The following is an 18,431-nucleotide window of genomic DNA, read 5'->3' as shown; positions in this document are numbered from 1 at the left end:
GACAGAAATCCGGCCAGACCGGGGTGGTGGGCGTCCAGGCTCCCTGCCACCGTCAGACCCGGCGAGGACCGCGCAGGGACGCGAGAGCCAGGAGGAACGCGGCCACGGCGGCCAGGATCGCGAAGGCGGTGACCGCCGTCGTCATTCCCCAGACCGCGGCGGCGAGGCCGAGGCCGAGCACCGGTACCGCGCTCCCCAGGTACGTCACCACGTACACCGTGGACACCATCTGCGCGTGCTGATCCGGGGACACGGCCATCGCCGCGCGGTTGAAGACGGTCCGGAAGGACAGGCCCTGACCGAAGCCGGCCGCCACGGACGCCACCACCAGCAGCCACAGCGCGGAGGTGTTGCTGGCCCAGGCGGTGAGGAGCATCGAAAGGCCCAGCACCGCGAGGCCCACGGGAACGGTCGCCTTACCGGAGAAGCCGGTGAGCTGGCTCAGGGCCGAAGCCCCGAGGGAGAGACCTGCCAGGACGCCCACCAGGGGCAGCGAACTGAGGTGCATCCCCTGGGCGAAGAACCCGGGTGCCAGGGAGAGCTGGAAGCCGAAGATGGCGAAGCTGAGGAACCCGACCAGAGCCGCCAGCCAGAACGCTCCGCGGGCCTGGGACGGCACGCCGAGGCGGCGCGGCGCGAGGGCCCGGTGGTCGAAGCCATGCTCGGCGCGCATGATGGCGGGCCGGGCCTTGATGAGCCAGAGCGGCACGAGAAGGAGCGCCAGGACGACCATCTGGACGATGAACGGCGCGGTCCGGCCGCCCGGCAGCAGCGCGAGCAGACCGCCGATGGCGGGCCCGGCTGCGACTCCGCCGGAGGACGAGAGCAAAGTGAAGCGGGAGGCCCACTCCGGGCGGGTCGGCAGGAGTTCGCGCAGGGCCGCGGCGCTCGCGCCGGTGGCGAGGGCGATCGAGACGCCCTGGAGCACCCGTCCACCGCACAGCATCAGCAGATTCTGGGCCAGGCCGAACACGGCGGTGCCGGCGAGACCCACCACCACGGAGACCACCAGTGCGGCGCGGCGTCCGATGTGATCGGACCAGTGGCCGGCGAGCACGAGGGTGGCCACGAGGGCGATCACGTAACTGGAGAAGGCGACGGTGGTGCCGAAAGGCCCCAGGGCGAGCTCGGCCTGCAGCGAGGGGTAGAGCGGGGTGGCCAGATTGGCTCCGACCAGGAGCACGAAGATGACCACGCCGGACAGCACCAGGCGGGCCGTGGTGGACGCTTCCCAGCCCCATTCACGGGCGGCCGGGCGCATACGCAGTTCACTGATGACGGTCATCGGGATCTTCCTCGCGGCTATGGACGGTGGGTGTGCCGTCACGAAGCTCTCAGGCCCTGGGTCGAGGCCTGTTCAGATCATGAGGCATTCCCGTACTATCGATCAGTGTGCGCAGAGAAAATTGCGCAAAACATTCAACAGATTTGCCGTCTCTTGAGCTGGAGTGCGCAATTGAACAATCTCGATGCCACCGATCTGAAGATCCTGCTGGAGCTCGTCCGCGAGCCGCGGATCCAGGTCAGCGAACTCAGTGAAGTCCTGGGCATCGCCCGCAACACCGCGCAGGCGCGGCTGCGGCGCCTGCAGCGCTCCGGCGTGCTGACCGGAGGCGGCCGGGAGATCGACCTCGAAGCGGTGGGATACGACGTCGTCGCGTTCGTCACGATCGAAGTGACCCACCGCGAGCTGGACTCCGTCATCGCCGCCCTCAGGCTCATCCCGCAAGTGCTGGAGGTGCACGAGATCTCGGGCCGTGGCGATCTCTGGGTCCGGCTCACCGCCACGGACACCCACCAGCTCCAGTCCGCGCTCCGCCAGGTGGTCCGCATCAAGGGCGTGATCAGGACCGAGACCGTCCTGGCCCTCCACACCCACATCGCCTACCGCACCGAACCGCTGCTCAGCCGGGCCCTGGATGTGCAGGAGAATGCCCGCGCAGCGCGCGCCCAGGCCTCCGCTCATCCATAATGAAGCCGTGACGATCATCGACAACGCCGTCTACGTGGACGGCCGCCGGATTCTCGAACCGCAGTCCGTGCTGCAGACCAGCGAGTGCATGGAGGAGACCGGCGGGATGGCCTGGCTCGGCCTGTACCGTCCGAGCCAGGAGGACATGAAGGACATCGCGGTGGAGTTCGGACTCCACCCGCTGGCCGTCGAAGACGCCGTCACCGCGCATCAGCGTCCCAAACTGGAACGGTACGACTCCACGCTGTTCACCGTGCTCCGCCCGGCCCGGTACATCGACTCCACCGAGACCGTGGAGTTCGGCGAGCTCCACATCTTCACCGGTCCGGACTTCGTGGTGACCATCCGTCACGCCGAGACCCAGGGAGTCGCCGCCGTCCGGAAGCGCCTGGAGGACAATCCCGAACTGCTCAGCATGGGCCCGGAGGCCGTGCTGTACGCCCTGCTCGACAAGGTGGTGGACGACTACTCCCCCGTGGTGGCCGGCCTGGAGAACGACATCGACGAGATCGAGGACCAGCTCTTCGCGGGCGATTCCACGGTGTCCCGGCGCATCTACGAACTCACCCGAGAAGTGATCCAGTTCCAGCGTGCCATCCAGCCGCTCCCGGACATGATGGAGGTCCTGGAACGCGGCTTCACGAAGTACCAGGTCAACGTGGAACTGCAGCGCAATCTGCGGGACGTCCGTGATCACGTCGCGTCCGTGATCGCCCGGGTGAACTCCTTCCGGGAAATCCTCCAGAACGCCCTCACCCTGGACGGCACCCTGACGGCGAACCGGATGAACGAGGTGACCCTCGCTCAGAACGAACAGGTCAAGAAGATCTCCGGCTGGGCGGCCATCTTCTTCGCCCCGTCCATCGTGGCCGGCATCTACGGCATGAACTTCCGCGAGATGCCGGAACTCGAATGGGCCTTCGGCTATCCGCTCGCCGTATGCATGATGGTAGCCCTCGCCGCGCTGCTGTATCTGATCTTCAAGAAAAAGGGCTGGATGTAGGGCACGACGCCGGCGACCTCACCTCCGCGTAACGCCCGCGGAGAGCGCCCTGGGGGCACCGGTGAGCCGAGAGGCGCACAGTCATTTCAGTTCCAGACGCCCGAAGGCCCCGTCACTCCGGATCAGGAGTGACGGGGCCTTCGATTGCCGCAGCAGTGTCAGTGCTGACGGCGTCGGCGGATGATCAGCAGACCCGCGCCACCGAGGAACAGAAGCGCTCCCAGTGCAATGACGCCGGATCCGATGTTCGCACCGGTGTACGCCAGGTCCCCACCCGGGTTCTCCGGGGCACCGGGACCTGCCGGGTTACCCGGCTGGCCTGGCTCAGTGGCCGAGTACGTCACCGTCACCTTGGCGCGGACTTCGTTGCCGTCCACGTCCTTCACCAGGTACTGGATCGGGGTCGGGTTACCTTCGAAGCCCTTCTCCGGCGTGAAGGTGATGTCACCCGTCTGCGGATCGACCGTCCAGGAACCTTCTCCCGGGACAACGAGCTTGTCCACAGGATTGCCAGTGCCCGGATCGATGATCTTCACTGAGGACGGAACCAGATTGCCCTTGTCGTTGCCCAGTACCGGAACCTTGACCGTGCTGCCGGGCTTGTTGTCGAGCGACTGGTCGTCACTCGCCGACGGCGGGATCGGCTGAACGTACGTGATGGTGACCTTGGCACCCGTCTCGTTCCCGTTGAGATCCTTCACGGTGTAGTTCACCGGCGTGGGGTTTCCGGTGAAACCCTTCTCCGGAGCGAAGGTGATGTCACCGGTGTTCGGGTCGACCGTCCACGTTCCTTCACCCGGAACGACGAGGCTGCTCACCGGCTTCCCGTCCTTGTCCGTGATCTTCACGGTGGACGGGTCCAGATCACCCTTGTCGTTCTTGAGCGCCGGAACGGTGACAACGGTGCCCTGCTTGTTGTTCAGCGACTGGTCGTCCTTGGCCGCCGGAAGGATCACGATGCCGCCGTCGATGTCACGGCGGTTCGGGTTCTCCGGAGTCAGTGAGACGACGTCGGAGACACCGTTGGCATCGATATTGGAATCCTTGCCCCGGTCATCACCCGCACCGGCGGTGGTGGCCTTGGTCCCGGCCGGCAGGTCGACCTTGACCTTGTAGTCACCCATCGGCAGATCCGTGAACAGGTAATTCCCGTTCGCATCCGTGGTCGTCGTGATGGGGTTGCCGTTGGCGTCCTTGACGGGGTTGCCGTCCTTGTCCAGCAGCTCCACCTTCACCCCGGAAATGCCCGGCTCGTTCGGATCCTGGATGCCGTCGCCGTTGTCATCGCGCCACACTTTGTCGCCCAGCGAACCCACCGGCACGATGCCGGCGTCGACGGTCATGTTGTCCGGGGCGTCAGCGGTGAGGCTCACCACGTCCGTCACGCCGGTGGCAGCATCAGGATTGGAGTCCTTCGCCTGGTCACTTCCAGCGCCCTTCGTGGTGAACTTGCTGTCCGGCGGAAGGTCGAACTTGACCTTGTAATCGCCGAGCGGGAGGTTGCTGAACTTGTAGTTCCCGTCTTTGTCGGTCGTGGTGGTGATCGGGTTGCCGTTGGCGTCCTTGACGGGGTTGCCGTCCTTGTCCAGCAGCTCCACCTTCACACCGGAAATCCCGGGCTCATTGTCACCCTGCACGCCGTCACCGTTGTCATCGCGCCAGACCTTGTCGCCCAACGAACCCAGAGGCACGATACCGGCATCGACATCACGACGGTTCGGGTTCTCCGGAGTCAGAGAAACCGTGTCGGAGACACCGCTCGGATCGATGTTGGAGTCCTTGCCCCGGTCGGAACCGGCGCCGGCAGTGGTGGCCTTGGTCCCGGCCGGAAGATCGACCTTGACCTTGTAGTCACCCATCGGCAGATCCGTGAACAGGTAATTCCCGTCCTTATCCGTGACCGTGGTGATGGGGTCGCCGTTGGCGTCCTTGACGGGATTGCCGTCCTTATCCAGCAACTCCACCTTCACCCCGGAGACACCCGGCTCATTCGGATCCTGGATGCCATCACCGTTGTCATCACGCCAGACCTTATCGCCCAGCGAACCCAACGGAACAACACCGGCGTCCACATCGCGACGGTTCGGGTTCTCCGGGGTCAACGAGACGACGTCGGAGACACCGTTCGCATCGATGTTGGAGTCCTTGCCCCGGTCATCGCCCGCACCGGCGGTGGTGGCCTTGGTCCCGGCCGGAAGATCGACCTTGACCTTGTAATCACCCATCGGCAGATCCGTGAACAGGTAATTCCCGTTCGCATCCGTGGTCGTCGTGACGGGATTGCCGTTGGCATCCTTAACCGGGTTGCCATCCTTATCCAGCAGCTCCACCTTCACACCGGAAATGCCCGGCTCATTCGGATCCTGGATGCCATCACCGTTATCGTCACGCCACACCTTGTCGCCCAGCGAACCCACCGGCACGATGCCGGCGTCGACGGTCATGTTGTCCGGCGCGCTGTCCGTCAGGCTCACCACGTCCGTCACACCAGTGGTCTGATCCGCGTCAGAGTCTGCGGCATCGTCAGAACCGGCATTCGCAGTCGTGAACTTGCTGTCCGGCGGGAGATCGAACTTCACCTTGTAATCGCCGAGCGGGAGGTTGCTGAACTTGTAGTTGCCGTTCGCATCGGTCGTCGTGGTGATGGGGTTGCCGTTGGCGTCCTTGACGGGGTTGCCGTCCTTGTCCAGCAACTCCACCTTTACCCCGGCGACACCAGGTTCGTTTGGATCCTGGATGCCGTCGCCATTGTCGTCACGCCAGACCTTGTCACCCAGCGAACCGAGGCGGACGATGCCGGCGTCGACCGTCATGTTGCTGGGATTCTCCAGAGTCAGGCTGACCACATCGGACACCCCCGTAACGGGGTCCGCGTCGGAGTCGACTGCGTCGTCAGAACCGGCGTTGGCCTTGGTGAAGGCCGTGTTCTCCGGGAGATCGAACTTCACCTTGTAATCACCGAGTGAGAGGTTGCTGAACTTGTAGTTGCCGTTGGCATCAGTCGTGGTGGTGATCGGGTTTCCGTCGGCGTCCTTGACGGGATTGCCGTCCTTGTCCAGCAGCTCAACCTTCACGTCTGCGACACCAGGCTCGTTCGGATCCTGAATGCCGTCACCGTTCGTGTCCCGCCAGACCTTGTCGCCCAGCGAACCCACGGGAACGATCCCGGCGTCGAGTGTCAGGTTCTCCGGGGCCGTGCTCGTCAGCGTCACGGCGTCAGTCACTCCCGTTGCGGGGTCGGCGTCGGAGTCGACTGCGTCGTCGGAACCGGCGTTGGCCTTGGTGAAGGCCGTATCTGCGGGCAGGTCAGTGAAGGTCACCTTGTACGCGCCGAAGGGGAGGTCGGTGAACTTGTAGTTGCCGTTCGCATCCGTCGTGGTCGTGATCGGATTGCCGTTGGCGTCCTTGACGGGGTTTGCGTCACCATCCAGCAGTTGGACCGTCACTCCCTGAACCCCCGGCTCGCCGTCACTCTGGATGCCATCACCATTTGTATCCCGCCACACCCGGTCCCCGAGGGAACCGGTCTGGGGCAGACGAAGGGAAATGCGCTGCAGATCCGAGTTCGTCGAGGTGGTCAGGTTCTGCGGCAGCAGGACCTTCTCGCTGTTCACGGCATTGAGCCCATTGATTCCATCGGCATACTGCGTGCCATCGTTCTGGAAAAGCTCTGATCCTGTGCCGTACTGCGCGGCAGGGAACATCGACCAGGGAGTCGCCTGCGCATCGATCTGGAAGGTGACTTCCGAGAAGGTCCCCTGAAGCGTGACGGATCCACAGCCCGCATAGTCCATGGACGGAGACTGGTACTTCGTCCCCGGATTGGTCGTCGCATTGTTGTTGCAGAAGCCGTTGCCGTTGCGATTGTTCTCCTGCAGACGGGTGCCACCGTTGCTGATCTGCAAGTTCGTGGCGCCCGCAGTCAGCTGCGAAAATGCGATGCCCGGCGTGAGGATGTTCCACCGCGTGTTGTTGAACGAACCGCGCGCGTACTGGTATCCGCCCTGCTGCTCCTGGTGGGCCAAAGCAGTCCCGCCGATGCCGGTGATGTCCAGGGTCGGATCCGTCACTGCTTGGGAGAACTTCAACGTCAAAGTGCCAGTGTTGGCGCATACCGCGTCGAAATTCTGGTGGGCCGCAGTTCCGAGGTCTCCCCCGCAAGTAGAACTGTTCGAGAGAATGCCCAGCGCCGGAATGCTCGCGGGGTCCGGCGACCCGGCCAGCATCGAAGCGCCCGCGCCGTAGGCGCCTTGATTGGCTCCGTTGGTCAGAAAGTTCGTTCCGGGCAGCTGAGAACTGTTCGCCGTGAACAGAGCGTCAACGCTCACGGCGCCCGTCCTCAGAGGGAACGAACTCGTTGCGTGGGTCGCGGCACTCTGACCGCCTGGAGTGTATTGCGTGTTCTGAGATCCGGGGTCCTGAATCTGCCACGCGTCATTGAAGACATACCCGTTCTGCTCCGCGGCATCGGCCCGCGTGGGATTGGCAAGCTGCAGGCCTGCCATCCCCGTCAATCCAGCCAGTGCCAGCGTCGCACTCAGGGTCGTGGAGACAGTCCTCCTCAATAAGCCTGTTTGCATCGTATTTTCTCCTGTGAGTACGGCTCTAGGTCGCTCTTCGGACCTGGGGCGAACCGAGGTGGAGAGGCAGAAACCGACAACTAATACATATGTAGGACATATGCAGTCGCAACGCTACACGATTTCTTTGTCAACTGAAAGAAAGCTGGGAAACATGGACTGAATACCCGGCCCCGGCCGTCGTGCCTCTGCACGTCGAGGGGCCCGTGCTCGCCGCATCGGCGCCCTCAAACGACTGAAGGCCCCTCCCGAACAGGAGGGGCCTTCGGTGAAACTGTGGAGCTAAGGAGATTCGAACTCCTGACCTCTTCGATGCGAACGAAGCGCTCTACCAACTGAGCTATAGCCCCGGACCCGCTCTCGCGGGAACCAACTGGATCAGACTACAAAGAAACAGCCGCAAGTTCAAAAACGCGGTGCTCAGGCCCTCCGGCGCTGCAGGATCGCGTCCAGATTCCGCAGGGCCGACTGGCCCTGTCCCACCACGGCGACGTTCGCCGCGCCGGCCTGAACGGCCTGCGCGAGATCCGGCTTGAGCGCGTCCTTGATGATCGGCTTGCCCTCGGGCTTGGGGGCCTCGGGCAGGTCGAGCGGCTCCGGAGCGGGACGCTCCGCACGCGGCGCATCGACGTACAGAGGCTTCGGGACATCGACGGGTTCCCACGTCGCATCGGCTTCCGCCTCGGAGTCACCGATCTCCCGCGCGACGGCGAGGGCCGCCTGACGCAGCTCAGCCGCCGTCAGCGGCGGCTCCTCGGCCTCCTTGACCGGCTCCGCGGGGGAACCGTCGAAAGGCTCGCTGGGCGATGACAGCGGACGCTCCACGGCGACGTCGCGCGTCGGGACGGACGACGAGGACATCGCATCCTGGAACGCGCGGTCCACCCGCCGCAGACGATCACGCTTGGCCAGCTGCCGCAGGACCGCGACGCACGCCACGGTCACGAAAAGGCACAGCAACGGGGCGCTCGGCGCCACGACCGAGAACAGGGTGAGGACGGCCGTCACCGGAACGGCCACCAGGGAGACGGCGCCCAGCAGTGCAAGCGCTGCCCGGCCGGTCTTGATCGTGGGACGGCGGACAGGGTTCTCCGAGAGATCCTGCTGGCCTGGATTCTCCATGGGCACGGTCTCTTCCTCCTCGCTGCCGTCCTGCACTGTCACGGTGGGCCCGATCCTTGCCACCGGCAAGGAAACGGGACGCCCCTCCCCCTCTGGTTCCACGGTCCTGACCCGGACGCGGCGCTTCAGAAGTGACGGAGCGATCCCCAGGAGCCAGAACGCGACAGCAGCCACCAGGACCACTGAGCTGCTCATGGGGAAATCCACAGTCTTCACGTTAGGGGGTGCTCACCACACGCCTGACCATTTGACCTAGTGTGTCGCCCAACTCGCCGGGAAATGACGGCGCCGGTGACTCATCTGCTGGTGAGCCAGCGGTTCAGGACACCGCCGGGGACTTCATCGGCTGTCAACGCGAAGCTGAGATGATCCGCCCATTCGCCGTTGATGTGGAGAAACGCCGGTCGCAGCCCTTCCGGGCGGAAACCGAGCTTCTCCACCACGCGCAGGCTCGGCGTGTTCTCCGGACGGATGTTGATCTCCATCCGGTGCAGACCGAGTTCCTCGAAACAGAAATCCGTGGCGAGGGCGACCGCGGTCGGCACGATGCCCCGCCCGGCCCGGTCCTGATCGACCCAGTACCCGATGCTCGCCATCATGGCGGAGCCCCACATGATGTTGGAGACGGTCAGCTGACCGACGATCGCGGGGGCCGCCAGGCCAGGCCTGCGCTCGGTGATCACGAACGGCAGAGCACTGCCCTGGCGCGCCTGAGTCCGCAGCGAGCTGACCATCTCGCGGTAACTGGGCAGGCGGCCGCCCGGATTCGGGTTGCTCGCCTCCCAGGGCTGCAGCCAGTCCTTGTTGCGCTGACGGACCGTCGTCCACTCGACACGGTCCTTCTGGCGGATGGGCCTCAGGACGATGTCACCGTGTTCCAGGGTGACGGGCCAGTACGGAACCTGACGCACCGGCGGCGGCGTCAGAGAGCGGAGGTGAACTCGCCAAGCCAGGTGCGGAGGTCAGGACCGAGGTCCTCACTTTCCGATGCCAGCTGGATGACGGCCTTGAGGTAGCTCAGCTTGTCGCCGGTGTCGTACCGGCGGCCGCGGAAGACCACGCCGTAGACTCCGTAGCCCTCGCCTTCGCCGGCGGCGAGCGTCTGGAGGGCGTCGGTCAGCTGGATCTCGCCACCCCGGCCGGGCTCGGTGTGGGCGAGCACGTCGAACACGGCGGGGTGCAGCACATAACGGCCGATCACGGCCAGGTTGGACGGGGCCTCTTCGACGGACGGCTTCTCGACCAGCTGGCTGACCCGGACGAAGTCCTCGCCTTCCACCGGGGAGATGTCGGCGCAGCCGTAGGCGCTGATCTTGTCCGGCTCGACCTCGATGAGGGCGATCACGGATCCGCCGGTCTTCTGCTGGACCTTCATCATGGTGGAGAGCAGCTCGTCGCGGGCATCGATCAGGTCGTCGCCGAGCAGCACCGCGAACGGTTCCTGGCCCACGTGCTGCTGGGCACGCAGCACCGCGTGGCCCAGACCGAGGGGGTCGCCCTGGCGGAGATAGTGGATGTCGGCGAGGTTCGTGGACTCCTGGATCGCGGAGAGCTTGCGGGCGTCGCCCTTCGCCTCCAGCGTCGCTTCGAGCGACGGGACACGGTCGAAGTGGTCCTCCAGGGCCCGCTTGCTGCGGCCGGTGATCATCAGAATGTCGTCCAGACCGACGCTGGATGCTTCTTCCACCACATATTGAATGGCCGGTTTGTCCACCACCGGCAGCATTTCCTTGGGCATGGCCTTCGTGGCCGGCAGGAATCGGGTTCCCAGGCCGGCGGCCGGGATGACGGCTTTACGGATCTGCTTCTGTTCGGTCACAGGACTAATCTAGCCGATACAGTCACCACTCCCTCCTCCCGACTTTTCCTGCGACAGAATGACGGTTCAGCCCATGCCAGCAGACAAAGCGGAATTCCGGACCGTCCAGCGCACCCGGCGTCGCGCGGACGCCGCTCTCCGCACCGACGACGACGCCGCCCGGCTGAGCGGGTCCTTCGGGGCGCAGGCGATGGCCTGGCTCAGCACGGCACTGCCCGCGGACGTGTCGTCCGCCCCCAGCGTCGCCTGCTACCTGAACGCCGCCCTCGAACCGCCCACCCTGGCCCTCCTCGGGGCCCTCCGGGAGCGAGGCTGCACGGTCCTGGTCCCGGTCTGTCTTCCCGGGCACCTCATGGAGTGGGTCCGCTGGCATCCGGGCATCGAAGTCCGGCGGAGCACGCTCGCCCCGGTCGACGAACCCGTCGGTCCAGGGCTCGGCTTCCAGGAGCTGTTCGCCGCGGACGGCCCCGGGCTGGACGTGATGTTCCTTCCTGCCACCGCTGTGGACGCGGCGGGAAACCGGCTGGGGCAGGGCGGCGGCTACTACGACCGGTTCCTGGCGACCCTGGCGGACACCGGGCACGACGTGCCCCTGGCCGCTCTGGTCTTCGACTCGGAGTTCGTCCCGGAGGGTTCGTTCGCCGTCGGGCCGCTCGACCGTCCCGTGGATGCCGTGGTGACGGAGCAGCAGTGGCGGTCCTTCGGGAAGTGATTCCACCGTCCGGGCGTTGACCTCTTTGATAGAATTGGCACTCGGAACCTGACAGTGCTAATCCGTATCCGTTCAGGACCCAGAGAACTGAGGAGAATCCGTGCCGACTTATGCGTATGCCTGCAAGGACTGCGGCCACGATTTCGAGATCGTCCAGTCTTTCAGTGACAACTCCCTGACCACGTGCCCCGAGTGCGGCGGAACGCTGCGCAAGAAGTTCAACAGTGTCGGAGTGGTCTTCAAGGGCTCCGGCTTCTACCGCACCGACTCCCGCGGTTCCTCTTCGCAGAGCACCGTGCCGGCCGCCTCGACCGCGTCCAGCTCACCCGCTCCCGCGGCGACGCCCGCGAGCGGCGGCAACTGATCCGATCCGCGCCCTTCTGGTCTCCTCCACAGGGGGAGGCCAGAATGGCGCCTCGGCTGTCCACATAGACGGCATCAGCACCTTCGGGAGTCCGGTCGCTCCCTAGCCTCAAGGTATGAGGAATCCATCGTCCGGCCCGCGCCGCACATCCACCACGGATCGAGTCCGTTCCTGGACCATGCGCCACCGCCGCTTCCTCGCGGCGGCCGGCCTTGCCACGGCAGCCAGTCTCACGGTGTACCAGCTCACGCCGGAGCCCGCAGCCCGGACTTCGGTGGTGGCGGCCTCGGCGGACCTTCCCGCCGGCGCCACGTTGGACCGGCACCAGCTGACGACGGTGCAGCTCCCACCACAAGCGGTTCCCGAAGGCAGCTACCGCGATCCCACGCCACTGCTCGGACGACGGCTGGCCACTCCCCTGCGCCGCGGTCAGGTGCTCGATGACACCTCGCTGACCGGTCCCGGTCTCCTCACCGGAACCCCACCCGGCACCACGGCGGTGCCACTGCGGATGTCCGATCCCTCTTCGCTGCGGATTCTGAGCCCAGGTCAGCTCATCGACGTGATCCTCAGTCCCGCATCAGGGCCGGAAACACCGACAGCCGGAGACCCAGGTCCTCAGGTTCTCGCATCCCAGGTCACGGTCCTCTGGATCGGGCAAGGGGACAAAAATTCCGGCTCCTGGCTCGGAGGGGACGAGTCGCCGGGTCTCGTGGTGGTGGGCGCGACGTCCGCGCAGTCCAGGTCGTTGGCCGGCGTCCAGCGTCAGGGGCGCCTGTCGTTCGTGCTGGTCCGATGACACCGCCTGGCGCGACACCCGTCGTCGCATCGCCTGGTCCGCCCGGTCTGCGGTCAGTCCCAGTGCGGCGGCCGCTGTTCCTTGAGCCAGTCGTCCCGCTCCGGATTCCCCGCCGATCCGCCCCAGACGCCGTCAAGGTCTTCCGCGGCCTTGTCCGGCAGAATGCCCTGCGGAAGACCGCTTCGCTGACGGGCCTCCGGTGAGGGTGCGGCCGTGGGCTCGGCAGCTCCGGTGGGCTGTGCCGTCGGACTCCCGCCTGCCGCGGACGATGATGGGTTCCCTGGGACCTTCCCCGGCGCCGGCAGCACCATGGACTGCCCGACGGCCACGTCCAGCCGCGTCACCTGGACGGTGGCCCGGCGTGAGCCCCGACGCTTCCGGCCGACGCCGGAGGCGTCGTCCGCGGCAGTGCGCGGCCCAGCCGCTCCGGTCGTCGAGGATTCAGATTTCCCGCCGGCTGCCGGGAGCCTGTCCCGGTCGTCCGGCGAACCTTCAGACCTGCCGCTCACAACGCTCCGTCGTCGTCCAGATCCACCTGCGTCATGAAACCCGTGGCGGTGTTCTCGGTTCCGTTCTGGTCGTCGCCGTCCAGGTGGAGATAGGAGGCGATCCGGTCGGCGCAGAAGGACGGGTCGGTGAAGACTTCGATGGTCCAGAGGGAGACATGCCGCCAGCCCATCCGTTCCAGCAGCTCGGGACGCAGCCTGCTCCGTTCACGGATGGACCGCTTCTGGTAGGCGGCGGTGCCGTCGGACTCGATGGCCACCGGAGTGGGGATCTCCGAGTCGTCCTTGCCGATGGTGTGCAGAGGGTCGGCCGCGGCCACCACATCGATCGCGCCATCGTACTGGTGCCACACCCTGGCGCCCCGGACCCTGAGACGCTCGGCGAGATCGACCACCAGCGCGTCCTCCCCCAGGCTCGGGTCGCTGGACGCGGCACGGGACGCGTGGCTGCCCAAGGAGTAGTTTCCTCCGAGCTCACGATCCAGCAGATCGTAGAAGTCCGCGGCGCCGTGGCTCAGGCGACTGCGGTCCAGGTCTTCCGGCTTGAAGCAGCTGAGGACATGGAGATGCTGGCGCGCCCGGGACATGGCCAGAGCGAACTTGGCCCGGCCGCCGCGAGCCGACAGGGGCCCGAAGCTGTGCAGGGCCCGTCCATGGGGCGTCCGTCCGAAACCGAGCGAGAAGATGATGTGATCCCGCACCAGGCCGCGGGCACGTTCCAGATCCACCACACGGAAGGACTCCGGCCCGGTGCCGTGGAAGAAGTCCGCCAGCAGGGGGTGGTTCGGCAACTGGAGCCTGATGGCCTCGCCGATGCGCGCGGCATGGTTCAGGGTGCTCGTCACCACCGCGAGAGAACGCCGCGGACGGGTCCTCGCGTGTTCGAAGACCAGCTCCACCACGCGATTGACCTCGGCCATGACGGATTCCACGGCCTCCTTGCCCTGAACCGGCAGACCCGTGCCGTCCGGAAGGTACTCCACCACGATCGAACGGTCGAGCCCGGTCACCGCGTTGCCATCGGGCAGGCGGTTGAGTCGCTCGCCGTAGAAGGACCGGCTGAGCTGAAGACTCAGATCCTCGTCCACCGAGCGGTACGCATTGCGCAGTTCGACGCCCGGCAGCACTTCGTTCAGGGCGTCGAGTGCGCTCGTGACCGTCTGCGTGGCATCGGCACGATCGTCGGGACGCTCCACGGCGACCGAGAACGCACGCGGCGAGCCGATGCTCGCGTCACCGAAGGCCACCACCTGGGTGCCCCGCGCCAACGCCGGAAGCGCGCTGCGCAATGCGGTGGATTCGGCGTCGATCAGCACGACCGCGTCGAAGTGGACACCGGCCGGCAGAGCGCGCGACAGCGAGTGCGGGCTGACCGTCCAGATCGGGACCAGACTGGAGAGCAGTTGCGGAGCCTGGGCCCAGAGGGCGGCCATGCTGACGCGGCCGTCTTTGAGCAGGCTGCGCAGGAGCTCGGCCTGGCGGGTCTCCCGTTGCACGAGGTCCCGCCAGCGCTGAGCCAGCGACCAGCGCAGGCGTCCGGCGCCACTGGCGACGTGAGCGCTGTCCGCGAGGCGGAACTCGCCCTCCATCGTGCGGAGGCTGTCGCCGTCGGACATCGCGAGGTAATCATCGCCGCTGATCATCGCTTCGAGGACCGACTGCCACCAGGCGAGATCCAGTTCGGCGCTGACGGCTTCGGCGGGGACCTCGCGGGCCGCCAGGTCATCCAGCAGTTCGTCGAGACCCTGGCCGCGCAGACTGTCCAGGATCAGGGTGCGCTCGGGAAGGGTCTCCAGAGCCTCGGTGTCGCCACTCAGCGAGGCCAGACGAGCCTCGAGGGCGGCCAGCGGCATCTCCTGCAGATCGGTGCCGCCGCGGGTTCCCTTGAGCGCCTGGCTCAGGGTCAGCAGGTCCTTCTTGACCTCCGTGTACCGGGTGTCAAGGTCTGCGAGGCCGGAGGGCACCACGGGGTGCCGCTGCGACGCCGCGTACTTGGACCACTGTTCACGCTGGACCTGGACTTCCTTGAGGCTCTCGTGCAGGTCGAGGATGTGCACACCCGGACGGACGAACTCCTTGGCGTACTTGCGCAGCTTGGCGCGGCCCAGGCTCGTCATCTCGATGCCCCGCTCGCGGCGCCAGGCACTGGGGGCCGTGGCCGCGATGAAGTCATGGACGTCGCGGTCGAAGATCTCCACGGAGAAGCGGCTGAGGCTGTCACGCATGCCGAGGAACAGCCCGAGCTGCTCGCCCCATTCGTGGAAGTTCGCGCCGAGGTGGAGCTGAGCCTGCTCGGCGAACTCCTCCATGCGGCGGCGGAGCTCCGGAACCGAGGTGTTCAGGCGGGTGGCCGTCTCGTGCGCCTCCTGGGCTTCCTTGCGCGTGAGGAGACGCGCACCGTGCCATTCGCTCGTCACGGTGGACCGGGTGAAGCTGCCCAGTTCGGCGGCACGGATCAGCTGCGTCGCGGTGGCCTCGCGGTCCTTGATGCTGTCCAGGACGCTGCGCTTGAGGCGCACGGTGGTGCCCGGCGTCGTGTCGGTGGCGACGGCCCGGGCCAGGGCCTGCATCGCCTGGTAGGGAGAGCAGCCCCACCGCGACCGCACGTTGTGCAGCGAGGCGACGTGCTCTGCCAGCGAATGCCGGCGGGCCCGCAGAGTGCTGTGCAGCTGCTCGAGCTGCGGCTCCTCGGCCTTCTCATTGCGGACGATCGCCTGGATCAGCTGGGCCTTGAGCTGCGCCGGGTTGGAACTCGTGCTCAGAGGCAGCACCAGGGTCTCCAGACCGAGGCCCGCGAGCCGCTGATTGAGCTCAGCCAGGGAGGTGCGTCGCTCGCCCACGACCAGGACGGACTTCCCGGCCATCACGAGCTCACCGAGGGCGTTGATCACCGTCTGGGTCTGACCCGTGCCGGGAGGCGCGGAGACGACCACGGAGTCTCCGGCGCGGACGACGTCGAGGGCCAGCTGCTGGGACGCGTCGGCGTCGAGCAGGAGGAATTCGTCCGCCGGGTCACGCTCGTCCAGCGGCACGAACTCCTCGGCCGTGATGGGCACCCGCGGTTCCACGCTGCTCGGATCCGCCAGAGCGGAGATCAGCTCGTGACGATCGCTGATCCACGGGTCGTCCAGGTCCTGCGGGAGGTCGGCGAAGGTGGAGACCAGCAGTTCCGGGAGGATCTCGGCGCCATGGATGGGCGCGATGACCGTCTCCATCCGTTCCAGCACAGGCTGCGGATCGAAGCGGGCGGTGCTGTACGCCAGGCGGGCCAGGGCGTTGACGTCGAAGATGATGCCGTGCACGGTCTTGAGGTGCCGGACGAGGGCGGGATTGATGCGCGCCTGCTCCAGGACCTGAAGTTCATAGTCGTCGCCGCTGGGACGCAGGCTCAGGCTGATGGCGGCCAGCAGGACCGGAGCCGTGACGCGCTGCGGCTTACCGCCGACGGCCGACGTCCACACGGCGGTTCCGGCCGAGAGGTAGCCGACGTCGATGCCCCGCTCATTGCCCATCTCATAGACCTTGGCGCGGATGCTCCGTGCGGCCCGGGCCGCACGGGTGTAATCCTGCGGCTCGCGGATGAGCGTGGACAGGCGGGTCTTGCGGCCTGCCATCAGCTGGGCGAGGCCGGACGGGTGGGCGTGCGCCAGGTCGATGGTGCCGTCCGCCGTGCGTGAGAAGCGCAGCAGGGTGTCCGGACCTGACACCGGCGCGAACGCGGCGAGCCAGCGGCTCAGCTCCTCGGAGCGTTCGTCGTGTTGTGGGTTCTCCGGCACGGGTTCCTTCTTCTCTGCACTGGCTGCACTGGCGCGTGAGGCTTTGGACCAGATAGGCATACCTTCGAGGGTATCCGCCCCGGAGCGCCACCGGGGCTTGCAACGCCCACGACTTGCCAAAGTCCAGCGGAATTCCGGGGAAAAAGCCGTGACCGGCCCGCAGGAGCGGACCGGTCACGGTTCACCAGGCAGGTGGGATCACTCCCACTCGATGGTTCCCGGCGGCTTGCTGGTCACGTCCAGCACCACGCGGTTCACACCGTCCACCTCGTTGGTGATGCGGTTCGAGATGCGGGCGAGCAGGTCGTACGGCAGGCGCGACCAGTCGGCCGTCATGGCGTCCTCGCTGGACACGGGACGCAGGACGATCGGGTGACCGTAGCTGCGGCCGTCGCCCTGGACACCCACGCTGCGCACATCGGCGAGCAGCACGACGGGCATCTGCCACACTTCGTTGTCCAGGCCTGCAGCGGTCAGCTCGGCGCGGGCGATCGCGTCTGCCTTGCGGAGCAGATCCAGACGCTCGGCGGTGATCTCACCGACGATGCGGATACCCAGACCCGGTCCGGGGAACGGCTGGCGTCCCACGATCTCGGCCGGAAGACCCAGCTGGGCGCCGACAGCGCGGACCTCGTCCTTGAACAGCGTGCGCAGGGGCTCCACCAGTTCGAACTGGAGATCCTCCGGCAGGCCGCCCACGTTGTGGTGGCTCTTGATGTTGGCCGTGCCCTCGCCGCCGCCGGACTCGACGACGTCCGGGTACAGGGTGCCCTGGACCAGGAACTTGATGCTCTCGCCGTCGGCAGCCGCTGCGGCGATGATCGCCCGCTCAGCCTCTTCGAACGCGCGGATGAATTCGCGGCCGATGATCTTGCGCTTGGTCTCGGGATCGCTGACCCCGGCCAGGGCGTTCAGGAAGCGCTCCTGCTCGTTGGCGACGTAGAGGTTGGCGCCGGTGGCGGCGACGAAGTCGCGCTCCACCTGCTCGGCCTCGCCTTCGCGCAGCAGTCCGTGGTTCACGAACACACAGGTCAGCTGGTCGCCCACGGCGCGCTGCACCAGAGCCGCCGCCACGGCGGAATCCACACCGCCGGACAGACCGCAGATCACGCGGGCGTCACCCACCTGCTCGCGGATGCGCTCGACCTGGTCCTCGACGATGTTGCCCGTGGTCCAGTTGGCTTCCAGCCCCGCGCCCTTGTAAAGGAAGTTCTCGAGGATCTTCTGGCCGCTCTCGGAGTGCTTGACCTCGGGGTGCCACTGCACGCCGTACAGGCACTTCTCCTCGTTGGCGAAGGCCGCCACCGGGGCGCCCGCCGTGGTGGCGAGGACCTCGAAGCCTTCCGGAGCGCGGTGCACCGAGTCGCCGTGGCTCATCCACGAGCGGTGGTCGGTCACGCCTTCCAGGAGCGAGTGGGGCTCACCGACGAGGGTGGTCTCGGTGGAGCCGTACTCGCGGAGACCGGTCTGGGCCACCTCGCCGCCGAGGGCGCGGGCCATGGCCTGGAAGCCGTAGCAGATGCCGAGGACGGGGACGCCGGCCTCGAAAAGGTCCGCGCCGACGTTGGGGGCACCTTCGGCGTAAACGCTGGAGGGACCACCCGAAAGGATGATGGCGGCGGGGTTCTTGGCCAGAAGTTGTTCGGTGCTGAGCGTGTGCGGAACGATCTCCGAATACACATTCGCCTCACGCACGCGGCGGGCGATCAGCTGCGCGTACTGTGCACCGTAGTCAACCACCAGCACGGGGCGCTGAGAAGTCTGAGCTGCGGGGGAAT

At 66.5% G+C, this 18,431-nt stretch carries 13 protein-coding genes and 1 tRNA gene; 5 read left to right on the top strand and 9 right to left on the bottom strand.

The genetic code is table 11. The annotated features are described in order from the left end of the window. Positions 1 to 52: 52 nt before the first annotated feature. A complete protein-coding gene (locus tag BLV63_RS06420; protein WP_066211359.1) occupies positions 53 to 1,285 on the bottom strand; it encodes an MFS transporter in 1,233 nt (410 codons plus the stop codon). A gap of 171 nt (positions 1,286 to 1,456) precedes the next feature. On the opposite strand from BLV63_RS06420, the gene BLV63_RS06415 reads away from it, so the two are divergent. Together BLV63_RS06415 and corA are read left to right on the top strand one after the other, a co-directional pair. Next, the gene (locus BLV63_RS06415; RefSeq protein WP_066211360.1) at positions 1,457 to 1,972 is read left to right on the top strand and encodes an Lrp/AsnC family transcriptional regulator; all 516 of its coding nucleotides are present in this window, start codon (positions 1,457 to 1,459) and stop codon (positions 1,970 to 1,972) included. Positions 1,973 to 1,979: 7 nt separating this feature from the next. Then, positions 1,980 to 2,975 (top strand): magnesium/cobalt transporter CorA, encoded by a 996-nt coding sequence (gene corA / locus BLV63_RS06410; protein WP_066211362.1) that lies wholly within the window; start codon positions 1,980 to 1,982, stop codon positions 2,973 to 2,975. A gap of 158 nt (positions 2,976 to 3,133) precedes the next feature. On the opposite strand, the gene BLV63_RS06405 is transcribed toward corA, so the two are convergent. The 5 genes from BLV63_RS06405 to galU form a co-directional block, all read right to left on the bottom strand. Continuing rightward, positions 3,134 to 7,303, bottom strand: a complete 4,170-nt coding sequence (locus BLV63_RS06405; protein WP_169795498.1) for an SdrD B-like domain-containing protein — start codon at positions 7,301 to 7,303, stop codon at positions 3,134 to 3,136. A 529-nt stretch (positions 7,304 to 7,832) separates the two neighbouring features. Then, positions 7,833 to 7,905 (bottom strand) — tRNA-Ala (locus BLV63_RS06400). Between the two features lie 70 nt (positions 7,906 to 7,975). Continuing rightward, positions 7,976 to 8,872: an ICP22 family protein gene (locus BLV63_RS06395; protein WP_074784096.1), complete on the bottom strand. Its 897-nt coding sequence runs from the start codon at positions 8,870 to 8,872 to the stop codon at positions 7,976 to 7,978. A gap of 101 nt (positions 8,873 to 8,973) precedes the next feature. After that, the gene (locus tag BLV63_RS06390; protein ID WP_066211366.1) at positions 8,974 to 9,588 is read right to left on the bottom strand and encodes a GNAT family N-acetyltransferase; all 615 of its coding nucleotides are present in this window, start codon (positions 9,586 to 9,588) and stop codon (positions 8,974 to 8,976) included. An 11-nt stretch (positions 9,589 to 9,599) separates the two neighbouring features. Then, positions 9,600 to 10,496 (bottom strand): UTP--glucose-1-phosphate uridylyltransferase GalU, encoded by an 897-nt coding sequence (gene galU / locus BLV63_RS06385; RefSeq protein WP_066211367.1) that lies wholly within the window; start codon positions 10,494 to 10,496, stop codon positions 9,600 to 9,602. Positions 10,497 to 10,569: 73 nt separating this feature from the next. Here galU and BLV63_RS06380 point away from each other — a divergent pair, with 73 nt between their 5' ends. The 3 genes from BLV63_RS06380 to cpaB all read left to right on the top strand — a co-directional run bounded on the left by BLV63_RS06380 (position 10,570) and on the right by cpaB (position 12,371). Then, a complete protein-coding gene (locus BLV63_RS06380; RefSeq protein WP_066211369.1) occupies positions 10,570 to 11,208 on the top strand; it encodes a 5-formyltetrahydrofolate cyclo-ligase in 639 nt (212 codons plus the stop codon). Positions 11,209 to 11,308: 100 nt separating this feature from the next. After that, entirely contained in the window at positions 11,309 to 11,572 is a 264-nt protein-coding gene (locus BLV63_RS06375) for an FmdB family zinc ribbon protein (RefSeq protein WP_066211371.1), read from the top strand. A 115-nt stretch (positions 11,573 to 11,687) separates the two neighbouring features. Further along, the gene (gene cpaB, locus BLV63_RS06370; protein ID WP_174521243.1) at positions 11,688 to 12,371 is read left to right on the top strand and encodes a Flp pilus assembly protein CpaB; all 684 of its coding nucleotides are present in this window, start codon (positions 11,688 to 11,690) and stop codon (positions 12,369 to 12,371) included. 53 nt (positions 12,372 to 12,424) lie between these two features. Here the strand turns inward: cpaB and BLV63_RS06365 are convergent, their stop codons facing one another. From BLV63_RS06365 to guaA, 3 genes are all read right to left on the bottom strand, one after another. Further along, positions 12,425 to 12,715: a hypothetical protein gene (locus BLV63_RS06365; protein ID WP_074784093.1), complete on the bottom strand. Its 291-nt coding sequence runs from the start codon at positions 12,713 to 12,715 to the stop codon at positions 12,425 to 12,427. Positions 12,716 to 12,876: 161 nt separating this feature from the next. Next, entirely contained in the window at positions 12,877 to 16,653 is a 3,777-nt protein-coding gene (locus BLV63_RS06360) for a DUF4011 domain-containing protein (protein ID WP_074784090.1), read from the bottom strand. A 198-nt stretch (positions 16,654 to 16,851) separates the two neighbouring features. After that, positions 16,852 to 18,399: a glutamine-hydrolyzing GMP synthase gene (gene guaA / locus BLV63_RS06355; protein ID WP_373277818.1), complete on the bottom strand. Its 1,548-nt coding sequence runs from the start codon at positions 18,397 to 18,399 to the stop codon at positions 16,852 to 16,854. Positions 18,400 to 18,431: the final 32 nt, after the last annotated feature.

Source organism: Arthrobacter woluwensis (assembly GCF_900105345.1).
Classification (GTDB): Bacteria; Actinomycetota; Actinomycetes; order Actinomycetales; family Micrococcaceae; genus Arthrobacter_E; species Arthrobacter_E woluwensis.
This window is presented reverse-complemented; position numbering and strand designations above follow the sequence as displayed.